The organism is Hymenobacter montanus (genome assembly GCF_014699115.1).
In the GTDB taxonomy this organism is placed as follows: domain Bacteria; phylum Bacteroidota; class Bacteroidia; order Cytophagales; family Hymenobacteraceae; genus Hymenobacter; species Hymenobacter montanus.
On record NZ_JACXAD010000004.1, the window covers coordinates 220,728 to 238,691 of the forward strand.

A 17,964-nucleotide genomic window follows, 5' to 3' on the forward strand; every position below is an offset into this window, starting at 1 on the left:
TTTATCCGGTCGGTAATTCGGCGGCTGCGCGTTGTTAGAGCAGTTTTCCGGCTCGTGCGCCGGGCCTGGCCGGGCAGCTTCCTGAGCCCCGTAGTCCGAGCCCGCGGTCGCTGGAAGCCTGCCAAGAAAAGCTGAATGACCAATGCACAGTTTGAAATCGAAATATGCATGTATCTTGACGCTTCGTGTTTCTGACGTTCAGCCAATCAGCAGCAACTGATAACCTCATGAGTGCTCTGCAAAACTTTCCTTACTTCCCCATCGAGTTCACTAAAGAAGGTCAGGTGTTCAATCCCGCTCAGGTCGAGGCCCTCGTGACGGGTCTTAAACCGACGGCTGCGACGGACTTGCTCGTGCTTTCGCATGGGTGGAACAACGACATGCAGGATGCCCAATCCTTGTACGAGGCCTTTCTCGGCGCCTTCCGGCAAGTCCTCGATGGCCCGGTCAGGCAGGCTTTTACCCAGCGCAAATTCGCCGTGCTCGGGGTATTGTGGCCCTCCAAAAAGTTTGCGGATTCCCAACTCATTCCCAGCGGTGCGGCGTCGGCCAGCGCCCCCATTTCAAACGCCCTGCTCACTGCCGCCCTCGACCACCTGCGCGGCACCTTCGATGCTCCCGGCGCCGACCAGGCCCTGGAGCAGGCCCGGGCGCTAGTGCCCAGCCTGGAAGATAGCCCCAAGGCTCAGGAGAAATTCGCGGAGCTGCTGCGGTCAGTCCTGCCGGCTACCGAAGCCTCGCCGGACGTGGACGCAAGCGCGGCCTTCCGCACGCTGCCGGGCCAGGAATTGATGACGCGGCTGGCCAAGCCTTTCCCCGCGACGCTGCTGCCCCAAGCCCAGACTCACGGCCCCGCGGCCGGACTGGGCCCCGGTTTCGTGGGGCAGGGGGCGGGGCTGGCGCAGTTTTTCGGCGGCATCAAGGCTGGGGCCCTGAATCTGTTGAACTACACTACCTATTACCAAATGAAAGAACGGGCCGGCCGCGTGGGCCGCGACGGCCTGTACGCGGTGCTCCAGCGCGTACAACAGCAGTGCCCGCTGAAGCTGCACCTGGCCGGCCACAGCTTCGGCGCCCGCCTAGTGACGGCAGCGGCTGATAAGGAAGGGCAACCACCCCTAATCGTCCACACGCTGACGCTGCTGCAAGCGGCCTTTTCGCACTACGGCTTCTCCGATAATTACGACGGCACCCAAGCCGGCTTCTTTCGCCGGGTGCTGACCCGCCACGTGGTAAAGGGCCCCATCCTGGTTAGCCATTCCGTCCGGGATACCGCCGTGGGCACCATGTACCCGCTCGCTTCCATGCTGGCCCGGCAAGTAGGCCAGAGCCTGGGCGACGCCCACAGTAAATATGGGGGGCTGGGCCGCAACGGCGCCCAGAAAACGCCCGAAAGTATTAGTGGCGCCTTGTTGCCCGTCGGGGCCAGCTATGCCTTCCGGGGCGGCAGTATTTTCAATCTGAACGCCGACGCCATCATTCAAGGGCACTCCGACATCAGCCATCCTGAAGTAGCTTACGCCTTGCTGCAGGCCATTGCCACCACCTAGCTTTAGGGCGGTTTTCCGACCCGTTTTTTGAAAAGTGTCGCACCTGCTAAATCGTTGTTTATATGGCTGACTTCGCTGAGTACTTCCCCCACTTGCTGGCCAACGAAGGGGGCTACGTGTTCGACCCCCACGACCCCGGCGGGGAAACCTGGCGCGGCATTGCTCGGGTTTTCAACCCCGATTGGGTCGGCTGGAAGCGAATAGATGCTTACAAGGCCAAGGCCAGCTGGCCGGCTAACTGCGGGGTGTATCCGCGGAACAAGCTCGCTACGGCAGTATTGCAAAAAGACAAGGCCCTGGCAGCCCTGGTGCAGTCTTTTTACCAAACTCAGTACTGGGACTGCCTGCGGTTGGGGGAAATCGCTAATCAGAGCATCGCCAGCCAGCTCTGCGACATCGGGGTAAACAGCGGCACGGGGCGTGTGGGGCGCTTGGCGCAGTACGTATTGGCCTCCTCGTTTAAGTGGCCCGGAAAAATAGATGGGAAGCTGGGCCCTCTAACCCTGGCGGCCATCAATGCCGCTCCTCCCCAGGCGTACTACAATGCCTTGGTGGCGGTTCGTCGCTCGTTTTACCAGTACCGGGCCGGGCACACCGACGGGCTGACTTCCGAGTGCATCAGCTTCCTGAAAAGCGTGAATCTCAGGCCTGACGCGGCCATGCGGCGCTACCTGCCGGGGTGGCTGAACCGCATCACTGCCATCCCATTTACGGCGTAGAGCCGCCAACACTGCGCTGCCAAGGGCCGACGGAATAGCCGTGATAAGCCGTCTGAGCTAGATATGCCCCTACCCCCTAATCCGGTATTCATCTTCGGCAGCTACAATTACCCTGCACACGAGCCGGTGGTTGCACTACTCCATAAGCTAACCCAAGTTGCGAACTAGCCTCATAGTGGCGGGAGGTTGGTAGTAAGTCAACGAGGCCATGTAGTTGAGAGCCGCGTAGCGGCGGCAGGTTGGTAGCCTAAAGTAAGGAGGAGGTGAGAGCCGCGTAGCGGTGACAGGCTCGTCTGGCCACCCTGTCACCGCTACGCGGCTTTATCCGGGCAGGTGTTCCATTTTCTACCAACCTACCGCCGCGACGCGGCTAGTCAGCAACTTGGATTAAGCTATGTGAATTTGCAGGGCCAACCTTCCGGCTCGCGTACCCATTGGCACAGCCGAGTACCGGGAGCCAATGAAATAGCTGCTGTTTTCGGGAGAATTTAAACTATACGCTTGCAAAAGCCTTGTGGGCCTGTTACCTTTGCCCTCCCAAATCCGGGGGAAGGCCCCTAACTATATTTGGCAGGTTGCCAAGAGAAACCATTGGCTGCACCGTCGCCGGGCAAGCCAAGTAGTCTTAACCGAAATTTCGTTGGTCCCGTTGGGAGCCCGGCGAAATTTTCTTATCTTTGCGCTCCGAAAAAAGCGGACGCATTTAATAATCAATGAATACTGACCCCATTGCCGACTACCTGACCCGGGTGCGCAACGCCATCAAGGCGAACCACCGGGTGGTAGAAATCCCGGCCAGCAACATCAAAAAGGAAATCACGAAGGTGCTCTACCACAAGGGCTACATTCAATCGTACCGCTTTGATGATTCGTCGGTTCAGGGCACCATCAAAATTGCCCTGAAGTACAACCCGACCACCAAGGCACCCGCCATCACCAAGCTGCAGCGCGTTTCGACGCCCGGCTTGCGTCAGTACGTGGGGGCCGATAACCTGCCCCGGGTACTCAGCGGTTTGGGGGTCGCCATCATCTCGACCTCGAAAGGCGTGATGACGGAGAAAGAGTGCAAAACCGAGAACGTAGGCGGCGAGGTGCTGTGCTACGTGTACTAATCCGGAACCGCTTTAGCTAACTCAATTATGTCACGTATTGGTAAACTGCCGATTACCGTCCCCACCGGGGTTGCTATATCGGTCGACAACGACAACGCGGTGACGGTGAAAGGCCCCAAGGGCTCGCTAACCACCAAGGTGGACCGCGACATCGCCGTTGCCATCGAGGACGGTACCCTCACCGTAACTCGCCCTACCGAGCAGAAGCGCCACAAGGCCATGCACGGCCTGTACCGCTCGCTCATCAACAACATGGTCGAAGGCGTGAGCAACGGTTTCACTAAGCAGCTCGAGCTGGTAGGGGTAGGCTACAAGGCCTCCTTGGCCGGCACCACGCTGGAGCTGGCGCTCGGCTACTCGCACAACATCTACATCGCCCTGCCGAAAGAAGTAACCGCTACGGCCGTTACCGAAAAAGGCAAGAACCCGATTGTTACGCTCAGCAGCATCGACAATCAGCTCCTGGGTCAGGTAGCCGCTAAAATTCGTTCCCTGCGTAAAGTCGAGCCCTACAAAGGCAAAGGTGTACGCTTCGTGGGCGAAATCATCCGTCGCAAAGCTGGTAAAACGGCCTCTAAATAAATTCGCATCATGGCTTTTGATAAAGCAACTCGCCGCAAGCGGATTCAGCGCATCATCCGTACCAAGGTAGCTGGCACCTCCGAGCGGCCCCGGCTGTCGGTGTTCCGTAGCAATACGGGCATCTACGCTCAGATTATCGACGACACCGCGGGCCGCACGCTGGCGGCCGCTTCCTCGAAGAAAGTAACGGCCGAAGGTGGCAACGGCGTGGCCCTGGCCGCGGCCGTCGGTCGGCAGATTGCCGCCGTCGCCCAGGAGAAAGGCATCACCAAAGTGGTGTTCGACCGCTCCGGCTATCTCTACCACGGTCGCGTAAAATCATTGGCTGAAGGAGCCCGCGAAGGCGGCCTCAATTTTTAAACTATCATGGCGCAAGAACGCGACAACAATCGGGCTGGCGGAGACCGTCAGCGCAGCAACGACCGCGACCGGAACAAGGACAACTCCCGCATGGGCGCTGACTCCGACTTCAAAGAAAAAGTAGTAGCCATCAACCGCGTAGCGAAGGTGGTGAAAGGTGGTCGCCGCTTCAGCTTCTCTGCCATCGTGGTAGTGGGCGACGGCAACGGCAACGTGGGCTACGGGCTCGGCAAAGCCAACGAAGTAACCGATGCCATTGCCAAGGGCATTGACGACGCCAAGAAGAACATCGTGAAGGTACCCATGTACAAGCACACCGTTCCTCACCTCATGGAAGGCCGCTACGGCGGTGGTTTCGTGCTCATCCAGCCGGCCGCGGCCGGTACGGGGGTAATCGCCGGCGGTGCCATGCGCGCCGTGTTCGAGAGCGCCGGTATCAAGGATGTGCTGGCGAAGTCGAAAGGCTCGTCGAACCCTCACAACGTGGTAAAGGCTACGTTTGCGGCACTCGCTAAAATGCGCGACCCCTTGCAAATCGCCCAGGCCCGTGGTATTTCTCTTGCCCGCGTTTTTAACGGTTAACTGACCATGGCACAAATTCAAGTAAAGCTCGTGCGTAGCGCCATCGACCGCCCCGAGCGTCAGAAGCGCACGGTTCAGTCCCTGGGCCTGAACAAACTCAATAGCACCGCGCAGCACGAAGTAAACCCGTCCATCATGGGCATGGTTAAAAGTGTGCAGCACCTGTTGCAAGTAACCGAACTGTAAGACTCACTCGTCATGCTCAATCTCAGCAATCTAAAGCCCGCCGTTGGCTCGACCAAGAACGAGAAGCGGATTGGTCGGGGCGAAGGCTCCACGCGCGGTGGCACGTCGACCCGTGGTCACAAAGGCGCCAAGTCGCGTTCCGGCTACAAGCGCAAGTCCGGTTTCGAAGGCGGCCAGATGCCTCTTCAGCGCCGGGTGCCCAAGTTCGGCTTCACGAACATCAACCGGGTAGAGTACAAGGCCATCAACCTCGATGTGCTGGCTGGCCTGCTCGAAAAGAACAACGCTACCACCATGGATGCCGCCTATTTCGTGGCGAATGGCTTGGTTTCGAAAAACGCTAAAATCAAAATCCTCGGCCGGGGCGAAGTAACCACGGCGCTGGAAGTTCATGCTCACGCATTCTCGAAGTCGGCTGTTGAAGCCATCGAGAAGGCGGGCGGCAAAGCGGTAACGCTCTAAAAGCTACCTTCGGCAATGAATAAGTTTATCGAGTCGATAAAAAATATTTTTGCGATTGAGGATTTGCGAACGCGAATCCTCAATACGCTTTTCTTCATTGCCATCTACCGCCTTGGCGTTTACGTGGTGTTGCCGGGCGTTGACCCCACGCAGCTCAAGACCGGCGCCCAAGGCTTGTTTGGCATTCTGGACACCCTCCTCGGGGGCGCGTTCAGCCACGCGTCGATTTTCGCGCTGGGCATCATGCCGTACATCTCGGCCAGCATCGTGTTGCAGCTGCTCACGATTGCGGTTCCCTACTTCCAGAAGCTCCAGAAGGAGGGCGAGTCGGGCCGCAAGAAAATCAACCAGTACACGCGTATCCTCACTATCCCGATCGTGTTGGCGCAGTCAGTTGGCTTCATCGCCACGATCAACGCCGAAGCCATTATCAACCCGGGCACCTTCTTCACCGTTTCGACCATGATTATCATCACGGCCGGGACGTTGTTTTGTATGTGGCTGGGTGAGAAAATCACCGATAAAGGTATTGGCAACGGCATCTCGATGATCATCATGATCGGCATCGTGTCGCGTCTGCCCGGTGCCATCATTGGGGAGGCCGCGGCCAAAGGCGTGAACAAGTCCCTCATTTTCCTGCTGGAAATGGTGGTCCTGTTCCTGGTTGTCATGGCAGTTATCGTGCTCACGCAGGCCGTGCGCCGCATCGCGGTACAGTACGCCAAGCAAGTAGGGGGTACCACACAGCTAGATGCGCAGCGCCAGTTCATTCCCCTCAAAGTGAATGCCGCCGGGGTAATGCCCATCATCTTCGCGCAGTCGTTGATGTTCGTGCCGGCCATCGTGGCTTCGGTGTGGCAGAACCAAAGCGAGCTGGCCAGCTACATCGGCGTGAAGTTCTCGGACTACACCTCCTGGCAGTATAACCTGACCTTTTGCTTATTGATCATCATCTTTACCTACTTCTACACGGCCATCAGCGTAAATCCTAATCAGATTGCGGACGACCTGAAGCGGAGCGGCGGCTTTGTGCCGGGCGTAAAGCCGGGCCGCGACACGTCGGAGTTCATTGATGAGATCCTGACGCGGATAACCCTACCCGGTGCCATTGCCCTTGCGCTGATTGCCATTTTTCCCGCTATTGCCTTGCTGCTCGGCGTAACTCGTCCGTTCTCCGCTTTCTATGGTGGTACGTCGCTTATCATCATGGTCGGGGTAGTTCTCGACACGGTGAACCAGGTGCAGAGCTACCTGCTGATGCAGCACTATGACGGCATGATGAAATCGGGTAAGCTGCGCGGTCGTACAGCCCAACCAATTTCGGTAGCTTCGTAAATGGTGATGGCCAGCGGCAGTATTCAATATAAAACCGAAGAAGAAATTGACCTCATCCGCGCCAGTGCGCTAGTACTGGCCAAGGCCCACGGCGAAATCGCGGGCATGATACAGGAAGGAGTTACGACGCGACAGCTCGATAAGCGCGCGGAAGAATTCATCCGGGATCATGGTGGAGTACCTTCCTTCAAAGGCTACAATAAGTTTCCCTACAGCCTGTGCCTCTCCCCGAATTCGGTGGTGGTGCACGGGTTCGCTACCGATGAGCCGCTGAAGAGTGGCGATATCTTATCGGTCGACTGTGGGGTCTTTCTGAATGGTTTTCATTCAGACAGTGCTTACACTTACCCAATCGGGGAGGTGGCGCCGGAAGTGCTGACACTGCTGCGGGAAACCAAAGCGGCGCTGTACAAAGGCATAGAGCAAGCCGTGAGCGGCAACCGCGTGGGCGACATCAGCTACGCCATCCAGAACCACGTGGCCCCGCTGGGCTACGGGGTGGTGCGCGAGCTGGTTGGGCACGGGGTTGGTGCGAAGCTGCACGAGAAGCCCGAGGTGCCGAATTACGGCAAGCGGGGTTCCGGGCCGCTCTTGCAAACGGGTTTGGTGTTGGCCATTGAGCCAATGGTAAACCTCGGCAAGAAGGACGTGGTGCAGGAAGCCGATGGCTGGACCATCCGCACCAAGGACCGCAAGCCCTCGGCGCACTTTGAGCATACCGTAGTTGTTAGAAAAGATAAGGCGGAGGTTCTCACCTCCTTTGAGTACATAGAAAAAGCATTCCAAGGGTCTTAGGGACTTGGTTTTTGGCCAATCCCGAGCATTCCAAGTCCCCAAGTCCCTAAGTTCCCAAGTCCCTTTATGGCAAAACAAGCCTCGATTGAGCAGGACGGTACCATCCTCGAAGCCCTCTCCAACGCCATGTTCCGCGTGGAGCTGGAGAACGGCCACCAGCTGATTGCCCACATCTCGGGCAAGATGCGGATGCACTACATCAAAATCCTGCCTGGCGACAAGGTTAAGCTGGAAATGTCACCCTACGACTTGTCGAAGGGGCGCATCAAGTATCGTTATAAGTAAACCCGTTTCCCTTCACAGGTCATGAAAGTAAAAACCTCGGTGAAAAAGCGTAGCGTGGACTGCAAGCTGGTCCGCCGTAATGGCAAGCTCTACGTCATCAACAAGAAAAACCCCCGCTTCAAGCAGCGTCAGGGCTAATCCAATTTTAGAATCCCGGAGCCTTGGGTACTGGTAAGGTCACTTACCGCCTTCCAAGCAGCTGCCGGGCTTCTGTCCGCAAACACATAACCACACACAATGGCTCGTATCGCAGGGGTTGATATCCCGGACAACAAGCGCGGCGAAATCGCCCTGACTTACATCTTCGGCATTGGCCGGAGCAATTCTCAGAAGATTCTGGTGAAAGCCGGGGTTGACATCAACAAGAAGGTGAAGGAGTGGACCGACGAGGAGTCGGGGGCTATCCGGGCCATTATTGCTGCTGAGCACAAAACGGAGGGCGTGCTGCGCTCGGAAGTAACCACCAACATCAAGCGTTTGATGGACATCGGTTGCTACCGCGGCTTGCGTCACCGCAAAGGTCTGCCGGTTCGTGGTCAGCGCACCAAGAACAACTCGCGTACCCGCAAGGGCAAGCGGAAGACGGTAGCCGGCAAGAAGAAGGCAACCAAATAATCTCACACGGGAATCGGTTTTTTTGAATTAAAAATTAGGAATTAAAAATTAAAAATTGAGGGACTAAGACACCTTAATCTATGACTTTTTAATTTTTAATTCTTCATTTTTAATTCAATCAGCCAACACCTCCCGCATTTTTTGCGATAACCAAATGGCACAAAAAAGAAAAGACAAAGCCAAGAAGCGCGTTGTCGTGGTGGAGCAGGTGGGCCAGGTACACATCCGGGCCTCGTTCAACAACATCATCATCTCCATCACCAATAACAACGGTCAAGTTATTTCGTGGGCTTCGGCCGGCAAAATGGGCTTCCGTGGTTCCAAGAAAAATACGCCCTACGCCGCTCAAATGGCGATGAGCGACTGCGGCAAAGTAGCCCACGACCTGGGCATGCGCAAAGCCGAAGTATTTGTTAAAGGTCCGGGTTCGGGCCGTGAGTCGGCCATCCGCGCCCTCGGCAACGTGGGTATTGAGGTGACCACCATCCGCGACGTAACGCCGCTGCCTCACAACGGCTGCCGCCCTCCCAAGCGTCGTCGCGTTTAGTTTTTCACTTCTGATAGTATAGTAAGATGGCACGTTATACCGGCCCTACCTCAAAAATTGCCCGTCGCTTCAACGAGCCGATTTTCGGCCCCGACAAAGCACTCAACAAGAAAGCCTATCCTCCGGGCCAGCACGGCCGTGGCCGCCGCAAGAAGCAGTCGGAATACGCGGTGCAGCTCATGGAGAAGCAGAAGGTGAAGTACATGTACGGCATGTTGGAGAAGCAATTCGAAAACCTGTTCCACAAAGCTGCCACCATGCCCGGCATCACCGGCGACAACCTGCTCGCCCTGCTGGAAGCCCGTCTGGACAACACCGTGTACCGTTTGGGCATCGCCTCGACGCGCCGGGCAGCTCGCCAGCTCGTTGGGCACAAACACATCACGGTGAATGGTGAAGTGGTGAACATTCCGTCGTACCACCTCCGCCCCGGCGACATCGTGGCCGTGCGCGAGAAGTCGAAGTCGCTCGAAGCCATCACCACGAGCCTGTCGGTTCGCAACTCGCGCCAGTTCTCCTGGCTGGAGTGGGATGGTAAGGAGATGGCAGGCAAGTTTACCACGGCCCCGGCCCGCGAGCTGATTCCCGAGAAAATCACGGAGCAGCTCATCGTCGAATTGTATTCGAAGTAAGTAGCGCTACTGGTAGCGGCCCGGCAAACTGCCGGGCCGCACTTGTGCTTATACTTCACCCAATTTTTTCAAATTTTTTACGCCCCACATATGTCAATCTTAGCTTTTCAGATGCCGGAGAAAGTGGTGATGGAGAAATCCGACGACTTCACCGGGACGTTTGAATTTAAGCCGCTCGAGAAGGGCTACGGCGTCACCATTGGCAATGCGCTGCGTCGCATCCTGTTGTCGTCGCTGGAGGGCTTCGCCATCACGTCGGTTCGCACGAACAGCGTGTTGCACGAGTTTTCGACCATTGAAGGGGTGATTGAGGACATGTCCGAAATCATCCTGAACCTGAAAATGGTTCGCTTCAAGAAGACGAGCGACGCCATTGCTGATAAAATTACGGTGCGCGTGAAAGGTCAGGAGACCTTCTCCGGCAGCGACATTGCCAAGTTCGCCAGCGGTTTCGAGGTGCTGAACCCCGACCACGTGATTGCCCACATCGACCCCAGCAAAGAGCTGGAGTTTGAGCTGACCATTGCCCGGGGCCGGGGCTACGTACCTGCCGAGGAGAACAAGCCCGCGGACCAGGTTTTCGGTCAGATTGCCATTGATGCCATCTACACGCCCATTAAAAACGTGAAGTATAGCATCGAGAACACCCGGGTAGAGCAGAAGACCGACTACGAGAAGCTCATCATTGAGATTCAGACCGACGGTTCGATTCACCCCGAGGAAGCGCTGAAAGGGGCGGCCAACATCCTCATCCAGCACTTTATGCTGTTCTCCGATAACACGATGACCCTAGAAGGGCCGCGGGTGACGGAAGACGAGCCGATTGACGAAGAAACCATGCAGATGCGCAAGATGCTCAAGACTCCGCTGGAGGACATGGAGCTGAGCGTACGCGCCAAGAACTGCCTCAAAGCCGCCGACATCAAGACGATGGGCGAACTGGTTCAGCTCGAAATCGCCGACATGATGAAGTTCCGCAACTTCGGCAAGAAGAGCCTCACCGAGCTGGAAAACCTCGTGGAGGAGCGCGGCCTGGAGTTCGGCATGGACCTGAGCAAATACCGCCTCGACGAAGACTAGTTTTTTAATGTGGAGATGTGATAAGATAATGTGAAGATGTGGAAATGTGATAATGTGGAAATGCGAGCTTCGTGCTCAAACCACAATTTCCACATCTTCACATCTTTACATCTTCACATTTTTCATTTATCATATTTTTTAACAGTGTGCCCGAGGGGCAGCGGTTCTAATGAGGCTTTGGCCCGCCGTGGTCGCCGCCCGCAAGCGCACATTTTTTCAAACGTCCAATGAGACACGGAAGAAAAGTAAACCAACTGGGCCGGACTACCGCCCACCGCCACGCGATGCTGTCGAACATGGCTTCGTCGCTTATCCTGCACAAGCGCATCACCACGACGGTGGCCAAAGCCAAGGCCCTGCGCAAGTACGTGGAGCCGATGCTGACCAAGTCGAAAGAAGACACCACGCACTCGCGCCGCATGGTGTTCGCGGCCCTGCAGGACAAAGAGTCCATCAAGGAGCTGTTCGGGAATATTTCGAGCAAGATTGCTAGCCGGCCTGGGGGCTACACCCGCATTCTGAAGCTGAGCAATACGCGTCTGGGCGACAACGCCGAGATGTGCATCATCGAGCTGGTTGACTTCAACGAGACGCTACTGGCCGCTAAATCGGCCGCCGCCGAGAAGGCTACTACTTCGACCCGTCGCTCGCGCAGCCGTCGCAAGTCGTCGGGGGCCGCCACGGGGGAGGCCGCTACTTCAGCCGTTGAAGTGACCGACGAAGCCGTTGCGCCCGCTGCCACGGTAGAGACTTCAGCACCCGCTGATACGGCTACGGAAACGGTAAAGGACGGCGAGAGCCGCGATGAAGCTAAGGCCGACGAAGCAGGTGCTTAGTTAATCTGGCTTTTCGACTAGAAGAGGACGCGCTGCGAGGTGCGTCCTTTTTTGTTTGACGCGGCCTTAGCCACCATCGCACGGGGTGGGGCATCTCGCGTGAGGGAGTAATCAGCTTCTGGCGCAACGAAGCGAGCCAGCTGCTTCGCCCAGGTCTGAGGTGACAGTGGCCCGGTAGGAGGGTGACTAGCGCATAATTATGCTTATCCGGGCTGATTCGCGTAGGTTTGTGGCATCCAAACTGTTTTTAAAACACCTTTCTATGAGCTTCATTTCGCAAATTCACGCCCGCCAGATTTTTGATTCCCGGGGTAATCCGACCGTGGAAGTTGACGTCACCCTTGATTCTGGCGTGATGGGTCGCGCGGCCGTGCCTTCCGGCGCGAGCACGGGCAAACACGAGGCAGTAGAGCTGCGCGACGAGGAACCGGGCCAGTACATGGGCAAGGGCGTCCTGAAAGCCGTAGAGAACGTCAATTCCCGCATTGCGGAGGAATTGGTGGGCTTCTCCGTGTACGAGCAGGCGCTGATCGACAAGATTATGCTGGAGATGGATGGCACTCCCAACAAAGCCAGCCTGGGCGCCAATGCCATTCTGGGCGTGAGCCTGGCTGCCGCCCGGGCCGCGGCCCTGGACGCTAACATGCCCCTGTACCGCTACGTGGGCGGGGTAGGGGCCTCGACCATGCCGGTGCCGATGATGAACATCCTGAATGGGGGTTCGCACGCCGACAACTCGATTGACTTCCAGGAGTTCATGATTATGCCCGTGGGGGCCTCGTCCTTCACGGAGGCAATGCGCTGGGGGTCGGAAATCTTCCACACGCTGAAAGGGGTACTCAAGAAGCAGGGTCTGAGCACCAACGTAGGCGACGAAGGTGGCTTTGCTCCGAACATCAAATCGAACGAAGAAGCCATTAAGGTGGTGCTGCAGGCCATTGAGGTAGCGGGCTACCGCCCCGGCGAGGACGTGATGATTGCCATGGACGCCGCCGTGTCGGAGTTCTACTCGGATGGCATGTACCACTTCAAAAAAAGCACCGGCGACAAGCTGACTTCTTCGCAAATGGCCGACTACTGGGTCGATTGGGTGAACAAGTACCCCATCATCAGCATTGAAGACGGCATGGACGAGGACGACTGGGCGGGCTGGAAGCTGCACACCGAAAGCCTGGGCAACAAGATTCAGCTGGTGGGCGACGACCTGTTCGTGACCAACGTCGACCGCTTGCAGCGCGGCATCGACGAGAACATCGCCAACGCTATTCTCATCAAGGTGAACCAGATTGGGACGCTGACCGAGACCATCGCGGCCGTGAACCTGGGCCGCCGGAACGGCTACAAGAGCATCATGAGCCACCGCTCGGGCGAGACGGAAGACAGCACGATTGCCGACCTGGCGGTGGCGTTGAATACGGGCCAGATCAAGACCGGCTCGGCTTCGCGCTCCGACCGGATGGCGAAGTACAACCAGCTGCTCCGCATTGAGGAGGAGCTGGGAGAAGTAGCCTACTTCCCGGGCAAGAAAATGTAGCTGCCCGAAATAAAGCAGGTACTCCAACGGCCAATTTTGCGAGCGCAGAATTGGCCGTTGGTATTATCTTTACTCTGATGGAATTACCAAGCTTTATCAGCCCACTACTGCGGGTGGTCCGCAGCTTCTACTTCCTCACCGGCATGGGGTTCCTGGTGTGGATGCTGGTGTTTGACGCCAACGATTTAGGCAAGCAGGTCGACATCTACCGTAAGTGGAAGGAGCTACGCAACGAGAAGCAGTATTACCTCGACAACATTGAGGTAGTGAAAAAAGAGCGGGCTGAGCTAATGAGCTCACCCGCCCTGCTGGAGAAGTTTGCCCGGGAGAAGTACCTGATGAAACGGCCGGGCGAGGACGTGTTTGTGCTGGTGCCCGCCACTACGGAGTAGGGCTTAACGCTTCCGGTAGCGTTTACCCTTCTTTTGGTGCAGCTCGGCTACGCCCACATCAGCATCGGTGAACAACTGTTCTACCTCCAGCGTGACGCCCTGCGCCAGGCCGCATGCGAGCAGGTCTTTCCTACACTTTACGGGTCTGGAAACTCCAGAAGAGGCCGCCACCTAAGAGCTCGCCCCGCCAAGCGTGCCTTTTGGGCTACCTTTCACTCAAGGCCTATTAGTTACCTGAAAGCCGACTTGCTTAGCTACCGACTCGCGTGGCGGATTTCCGGCACTGCCGCGTAGAGCGCGGTCATTACCCGCGCCACGTCAGGCAACTCGGTGCGCCAGTTACTGAAGGCCGCCCGTATTCCCGGCGTACCGGCGTATACCGTTGGGGTCAAAAATGCTTCGCCAGAGTCTCGTACCCGCTCCAGTACCTGCTTGATGTGGCTGCCCGCCGGGTTTGGCCCGGTCAGGGTAAAGCACACCACGTTCAGGCGCACGGGCGCCAGCAGCCGGAACGCGGGCGACGCTTCGAGTAACGTGCCCAGGGCAGCGGCTTGGGCGCAGTTGCGGACCACAATATCGGCGATACCGGCCCGGCCGTAGGCCAGTAGCGAGAGGTACACGGGTAGGGCCCGGAAACGCCGCGAATTTTCGGGCGTGAGGTGCACGAAATCGGGCCGCTCGCCCAGCGGGCCGAGGTAAGCGGCCGAATTTTTGAACACCTCCGCTTGCAGGGCCGGGTGGCGGGTGAAAAGCATGGCGGCGTCGTAGGGCACGTTCAGCCACTTGTGCGCGTCGATGGTGATGGAATCGGCGTGCTCCCAGCCGGCCACGCGAACGGCCAGTTCGGGCACAACGGCCGCGAAGCCGCCAAACGCCGCGTCGACGTGTAGCCAGAACGGATATTTCTCTTTCAGCGCCGCTAGCGCCCGCAGGTCGTCGAAGTCGGTGCTGTTGACGGTGCCGGCGTTGGCCACCACCACGGCTGGCTGGCCGTTTAGCGCCCGCAGCACTTCCTCCAGCGCCACTGGGTCGAGGGCCTCGCGGCCGGGCAGTTGGCCCACAGCCCGCACCTGGTCGCGGCCCAGCCCCAGGATGGCGGCCGCTTTGTAGATGCTCGAATGGGCCGCCCCGCTCAGTAGCGGTAGCGGCGGCAGGCCGTACAACCCGCGCTGGGCTACGTCGTGCCCGGCCCGCGCGGCGGCCCACTGACGGGCCACGGCCAGCCCCACCAGGTTAGACTGGGTGGCCCCAGTGACAAACACGCCCGCAAATGCGGCGGGCAGGCCAAAGAGCTGGCGCAGCAAGTGCAGGGCGGCCCGCTCAATGGCCGGCACGACGGAGTAACCGTCGTTGCTTAGGTTTTGGTCGATAGCGCTCACCAGCCAGTCGGCGGCCAGCGCAGCGGGGGTGCTGCCTCCCGTCACGAAACCCAGGAAGCGCGGCCCGGCGCTGGCCCCCAGCTGCGGCGCGTACTCGGCCCAGAATTGACGCAGCGCGGCCTCGCCACCGGCCCCCTCCTCGGGCAAAGCAGGGGGTGCCGATTCGGTTGTCGCCAGGGCCACCGGCCGGCCGGCAAGCGAAGCAAGATAGTCGAGGCTCAACTCCCGGGCAGTGGCCAACAGGGTGGGCAGGGAGTCTAAATCAGCGGCAAGTAGGGAGTGCATGAGTATGGGAAATAAACAGAAAAGAAAGCGGGTACGCTACACTTTGCGAACAGCCAGCACCCCCCACCAACAGCGCCGATACTCGCCTCGTTGGAAGGCTTATTCGTGGCCGAACCAGGCCGACTCGCCCGGGTGGAGCACGCGCAGCCGTTTATCGCCCGCAAACACCGCCCGCACCTCGGCTTCCGTGGCTAGGTGGTAGGGTGTCGGGCCGAAGTGCATGGGAATGACGACGCGGGGGTGGAAATAGCGCCGGACGGCCGTGCGTGCCGTTTGCGCATCCTGGCTGAAGGCCCCGCCGCCTACGTTGAGCAGGATGATAGTGGGCCGGTAAAATTCCTGAATCAGGGCCATGTCGCCGAAAATCCAGGTGTCGCCGGTGTGGTAAATGGTTTCGCCGTTGGTAAAGGCAAGCACGAAGCCGATGGGCCGGCCGCCAAAGTCGCTGGAGTGCATGGCCGGTACGGCACTGATGCGCACATCGCCCACCGTCACCGTGCCCCCCACGTTGAAGATGAGTTGCAGCGAATCGGCCAGGGTTTGGCGCCCGTACACGGCCGTCATCCGGGGCGAAATGATTTTGACGCCGGTATTTTTGGCAATTGTCAGCGCGTCGCCCAGGTGGTCGGCGTGTGAATGCGTCACCAGGATGGCGGCGGGGCGGTAGTGGCCGGGGTTGTTGAGGCTGTCCGGCGTGTTGGGGTTCTGGGAAAGAAACGGGTCGAGCAGCAGCACCGTGCCACCGGGCGAGGTAATCTGAAACGCGGCGTGTCCCAGCCACTGCACGCGGACCTGGTTGGGTTTTTGGGCGCCAGCCTGACTAGTGGACAGCCACAACAGAACGAAGAAAAACAGCCGGTACATGCAGCAAGCCAAGCGGCCTCCAAATAAGGCTCCGACGCGTCTGTTGCCAAATACTGCGATTCGCATCATCCTAAAGTCTGCAAGTGTGGTGGTAAAATGAAGCAGGTCAGAACTTCGTTTTCAGGGTCAGCTCATCGGGCATCAGTGCCGTCGAATCTGCTCTCCTGCCAACGCTCCTCTATAGCGTTGCCACGAAGCGAACGGGAAGGTTTGACGGCTCGGAGGCCAGATGAAACAGGATGTGCAGAGATTTTCCACAGATTCCTGAATGTCTTCAGCCCTGATACGAAAGCCTACCTGAGGTCCGCACAAAGGTGCGGCGTGCCAACCCAACCGAAACAGATGCAGGTTTAGTAATTTTAAGCAGAACAGATGCCGCCCGCCCCATGCCTTCTTCGGAAAAAGAGCCCTTGTACGTTCGGCTAAGTCGTACCCTTCAGCAGTTCATCGAACAAGGCGTGTGGCAGCCCGGCGAACGGATGCCCTCCCTGCGCCAGCTCAGCCGCGAGCACCGGGTAAGCTTAAGCACGGCGTTTCAGACCTATTGCACCCTGGAAAACGCGGGGGTGTTGGAAGCCCGCCCCCGGTCGGGGTATTTCGTACGGCCAGCGCGGCCGGTGCTGGCCGCGCCGTTGGCGGCCCCCTCGGCGACCACCGCCACGCCGGTGCGCATCAGCCGGCGGCTGGCCGAGGTGCTGGACGGGGCCGCCGGATCCTTTGGGCCGTTCGCGGCGGCCGTGCCGGCCCTGGAACTCCTGCCGGTGGCGGCCTTGCACAAAGCCACGGGCCGGGTGCTGCGCACGGCTGGCCGCACCAGTCTAGGCTACGAGCAAGCGGCCGGCAACGTCGGGCTGCGCCGCCACATCGCCCGGCAGGCCCCTCGCTGGGGGGGCAATCTTACGGCCGACGACCTAGTAATCACCAGCGGCTGCCTCGAAGCCCTCTACCTGTGCCTGCGGGCCGTGACTCGCCCCGGCGACACAGTGGCCGTTGAAACCCCAACCTATTACGGCCTGTTGCAAACCCTGGAAAACCTGGGCCTGCACGCGCTGGAAATCGCCACCGACCCTGCCACCGGCGTGGACTTGATCGAATTGGAAGCCGCCTTTGAGCGCCAACAGGTGGCGGCCTGCCTATTCGTGCCCACCTTCAATAACCCGCTGGGCAGTTGTATGCCCGAAGCCCATAAACAGGTGCTGGTGGAGTTGGTGACGCACTGGCAGATTCCCCTCATCGAAGACGACGTGTACGGCGAGCTGTACTTTGGTCCGGCCCGGCCACGGGCCTGCAAAGCGTACGACCGCGACGGCTGGGTGCTGCTGTGCGCCTCGTTTTCCAAGCAGTTGGCCCCCGGCTACCGGGTGGGGTGGGCCGCGCCAGGACGGTTTCGGGACCAGGTCGAGCGACTCAAAGCCATGCACAACCTAGCCACCGCCACCCTACCCCAGTTGGCCCTGAGCGAGTACCTGGCCCACGGCCGCTACGACCACCATCTACGCCAGCTCCGGCAGGCGTTTGCGCAACAGGTACAACAGACCACTCAAGCTATTCAGCGCTATTTTCCAGCCGACACCCGCGTCACTCAGCCCGCTGGTGGCTTTGTGCTATGGATTGAATTGCCCGCTTCCGGAGATGCCGTGTCCCTGCACGAGCAGGCCTTGCAGCACCGTATCGGGTTTGTGCCCGGCCCGCTATTTTCGGCGCAAGCCCGCTATGATTCGTGCCTGCGCCTCACGTGTGGCCAGCCGTGGTCGGCCGGGCTAGAAGCCAACCTAGCTACCCTGGGCCGCTTGGCGGGGTTGGTGGAGCCTACAGCCCGGTAGCAGGACCAT

General features: G+C 58.8%; 22 protein-coding genes. 20 read left to right on the plus strand and 2 right to left on the minus strand.

The genetic code is table 11. The features are described 5' to 3' along the window. Positions 1 to 227: 227 nt before the first annotated feature. From IC235_RS05135 to IC235_RS05225, 19 genes are all read left to right on the plus strand, one after another. A complete protein-coding gene (locus IC235_RS05135; RefSeq protein ID WP_191004092.1) occupies positions 228 to 1,550 on the plus strand; it encodes a hypothetical protein in 1,323 nt (440 codons plus the stop codon). A gap of 62 nt (positions 1,551 to 1,612) precedes the next feature. Continuing rightward, entirely contained in the window at positions 1,613 to 2,269 is a 657-nt protein-coding gene (locus IC235_RS05140; RefSeq protein ID WP_191004093.1) for a glycoside hydrolase family 108 protein, read from the plus strand. A gap of 713 nt (positions 2,270 to 2,982) precedes the next feature. Then, positions 2,983 to 3,381, plus strand: coding sequence for a 30S ribosomal protein S8 (gene rpsH / locus IC235_RS05145; protein ID WP_191004094.1), 399 nt, complete (start codon positions 2,983 to 2,985; stop codon positions 3,379 to 3,381). A gap of 27 nt (positions 3,382 to 3,408) precedes the next feature. Further along, positions 3,409 to 3,963, plus strand: a complete 555-nt coding sequence (rplF, locus tag IC235_RS05150; protein ID WP_191004095.1) for a 50S ribosomal protein L6 — start codon at positions 3,409 to 3,411, stop codon at positions 3,961 to 3,963. A gap of 9 nt (positions 3,964 to 3,972) precedes the next feature. Continuing rightward, on the plus strand, positions 3,973 to 4,323 hold the full coding sequence (gene rplR, locus IC235_RS05155) for a 50S ribosomal protein L18 (protein ID WP_191004096.1): 351 nt from the start codon (positions 3,973 to 3,975) through the stop codon (positions 4,321 to 4,323). A 90-nt stretch (positions 4,324 to 4,413) separates the two neighbouring features. Then, a complete protein-coding gene (rpsE, locus tag IC235_RS05160; RefSeq protein ID WP_191004147.1) occupies positions 4,414 to 4,905 on the plus strand; it encodes a 30S ribosomal protein S5 in 492 nt (163 codons plus the stop codon). 6 nt (positions 4,906 to 4,911) lie between these two features. Beyond that, on the plus strand, positions 4,912 to 5,091 hold the full coding sequence (gene rpmD / locus IC235_RS05165; RefSeq protein ID WP_191004097.1) for a 50S ribosomal protein L30: 180 nt from the start codon (positions 4,912 to 4,914) through the stop codon (positions 5,089 to 5,091). Positions 5,092 to 5,103: 12 nt separating this feature from the next. Continuing rightward, positions 5,104 to 5,553: a 50S ribosomal protein L15 gene (gene rplO / locus IC235_RS05170; protein WP_191004098.1), complete on the plus strand. Its 450-nt coding sequence runs from the start codon at positions 5,104 to 5,106 to the stop codon at positions 5,551 to 5,553. Between the two features lie 15 nt (positions 5,554 to 5,568). Next, positions 5,569 to 6,888, plus strand: coding sequence for a preprotein translocase subunit SecY (secY, locus tag IC235_RS05175; RefSeq protein ID WP_191004099.1), 1,320 nt, complete (start codon positions 5,569 to 5,571; stop codon positions 6,886 to 6,888). Further along, positions 6,889 to 7,683: a type I methionyl aminopeptidase gene (gene map, locus IC235_RS05180; RefSeq protein WP_223847088.1), complete on the plus strand. Its 795-nt coding sequence runs from the start codon at positions 6,889 to 6,891 to the stop codon at positions 7,681 to 7,683. A gap of 66 nt (positions 7,684 to 7,749) precedes the next feature. Then, positions 7,750 to 7,968, plus strand: a complete 219-nt coding sequence (gene infA, locus IC235_RS05185) for a translation initiation factor IF-1 (RefSeq protein WP_035567874.1) — start codon at positions 7,750 to 7,752, stop codon at positions 7,966 to 7,968. 21 nt (positions 7,969 to 7,989) lie between these two features. Then, entirely contained in the window at positions 7,990 to 8,106 is a 117-nt protein-coding gene (gene rpmJ / locus IC235_RS05190) for a 50S ribosomal protein L36 (RefSeq protein WP_046246595.1), read from the plus strand. 99 nt (positions 8,107 to 8,205) lie between these two features. Next, a complete protein-coding gene (gene rpsM, locus IC235_RS05195) occupies positions 8,206 to 8,583 on the plus strand; it encodes a 30S ribosomal protein S13 (protein WP_191004100.1) in 378 nt (125 codons plus the stop codon). Between the two features lie 154 nt (positions 8,584 to 8,737). Further along, on the plus strand, positions 8,738 to 9,130 hold the full coding sequence (gene rpsK, locus IC235_RS05200) for a 30S ribosomal protein S11 (RefSeq protein WP_035567868.1): 393 nt from the start codon (positions 8,738 to 8,740) through the stop codon (positions 9,128 to 9,130). Between the two features lie 26 nt (positions 9,131 to 9,156). Continuing rightward, positions 9,157 to 9,762, plus strand: coding sequence for a 30S ribosomal protein S4 (rpsD, locus tag IC235_RS05205; RefSeq protein ID WP_191004101.1), 606 nt, complete (start codon positions 9,157 to 9,159; stop codon positions 9,760 to 9,762). Between the two features lie 90 nt (positions 9,763 to 9,852). Further along, the gene (locus IC235_RS05210) at positions 9,853 to 10,842 is read left to right on the plus strand and encodes a DNA-directed RNA polymerase subunit alpha (protein ID WP_191004102.1); all 990 of its coding nucleotides are present in this window, start codon (positions 9,853 to 9,855) and stop codon (positions 10,840 to 10,842) included. 227 nt (positions 10,843 to 11,069) lie between these two features. Further along, the gene (gene rplQ, locus IC235_RS05215) at positions 11,070 to 11,678 is read left to right on the plus strand and encodes a 50S ribosomal protein L17 (RefSeq protein ID WP_191004103.1); all 609 of its coding nucleotides are present in this window, start codon (positions 11,070 to 11,072) and stop codon (positions 11,676 to 11,678) included. 262 nt (positions 11,679 to 11,940) lie between these two features. Beyond that, positions 11,941 to 13,212: a phosphopyruvate hydratase gene (gene eno / locus IC235_RS05220; RefSeq protein WP_191004104.1), complete on the plus strand. Its 1,272-nt coding sequence runs from the start codon at positions 11,941 to 11,943 to the stop codon at positions 13,210 to 13,212. A 77-nt stretch (positions 13,213 to 13,289) separates the two neighbouring features. Then, a complete protein-coding gene (locus IC235_RS05225; RefSeq protein ID WP_191004105.1) occupies positions 13,290 to 13,604 on the plus strand; it encodes an FtsB family cell division protein in 315 nt (104 codons plus the stop codon). 254 nt (positions 13,605 to 13,858) lie between these two features. On the opposite strand, the gene IC235_RS05230 is transcribed toward IC235_RS05225, so the two are convergent. Together IC235_RS05230 and IC235_RS05235 are read right to left on the minus strand one after the other, a co-directional pair. Beyond that, positions 13,859 to 15,268 carry a pyridoxal phosphate-dependent decarboxylase family protein gene (locus IC235_RS05230; protein ID WP_191004106.1) on the minus strand — a complete coding sequence of 470 codons (1,410 nt, stop codon included), beginning with the start codon at positions 15,266 to 15,268 and terminating at the stop codon, positions 13,859 to 13,861. A 99-nt stretch (positions 15,269 to 15,367) separates the two neighbouring features. Further along, complete coding sequence (locus IC235_RS05235) at positions 15,368 to 16,132, minus strand: metal-dependent hydrolase (protein WP_191004107.1); 765 nt, start codon at positions 16,130 to 16,132, stop codon at positions 15,368 to 15,370. Between the two features lie 386 nt (positions 16,133 to 16,518). Between IC235_RS05235 and IC235_RS05240 the strand changes: the two genes are divergently transcribed. Further along, positions 16,519 to 17,955, plus strand: coding sequence for an aminotransferase-like domain-containing protein (locus IC235_RS05240; protein ID WP_191004108.1), 1,437 nt, complete (start codon positions 16,519 to 16,521; stop codon positions 17,953 to 17,955). The last annotated feature ends 9 nt before the right edge of the window (positions 17,956 to 17,964 follow it).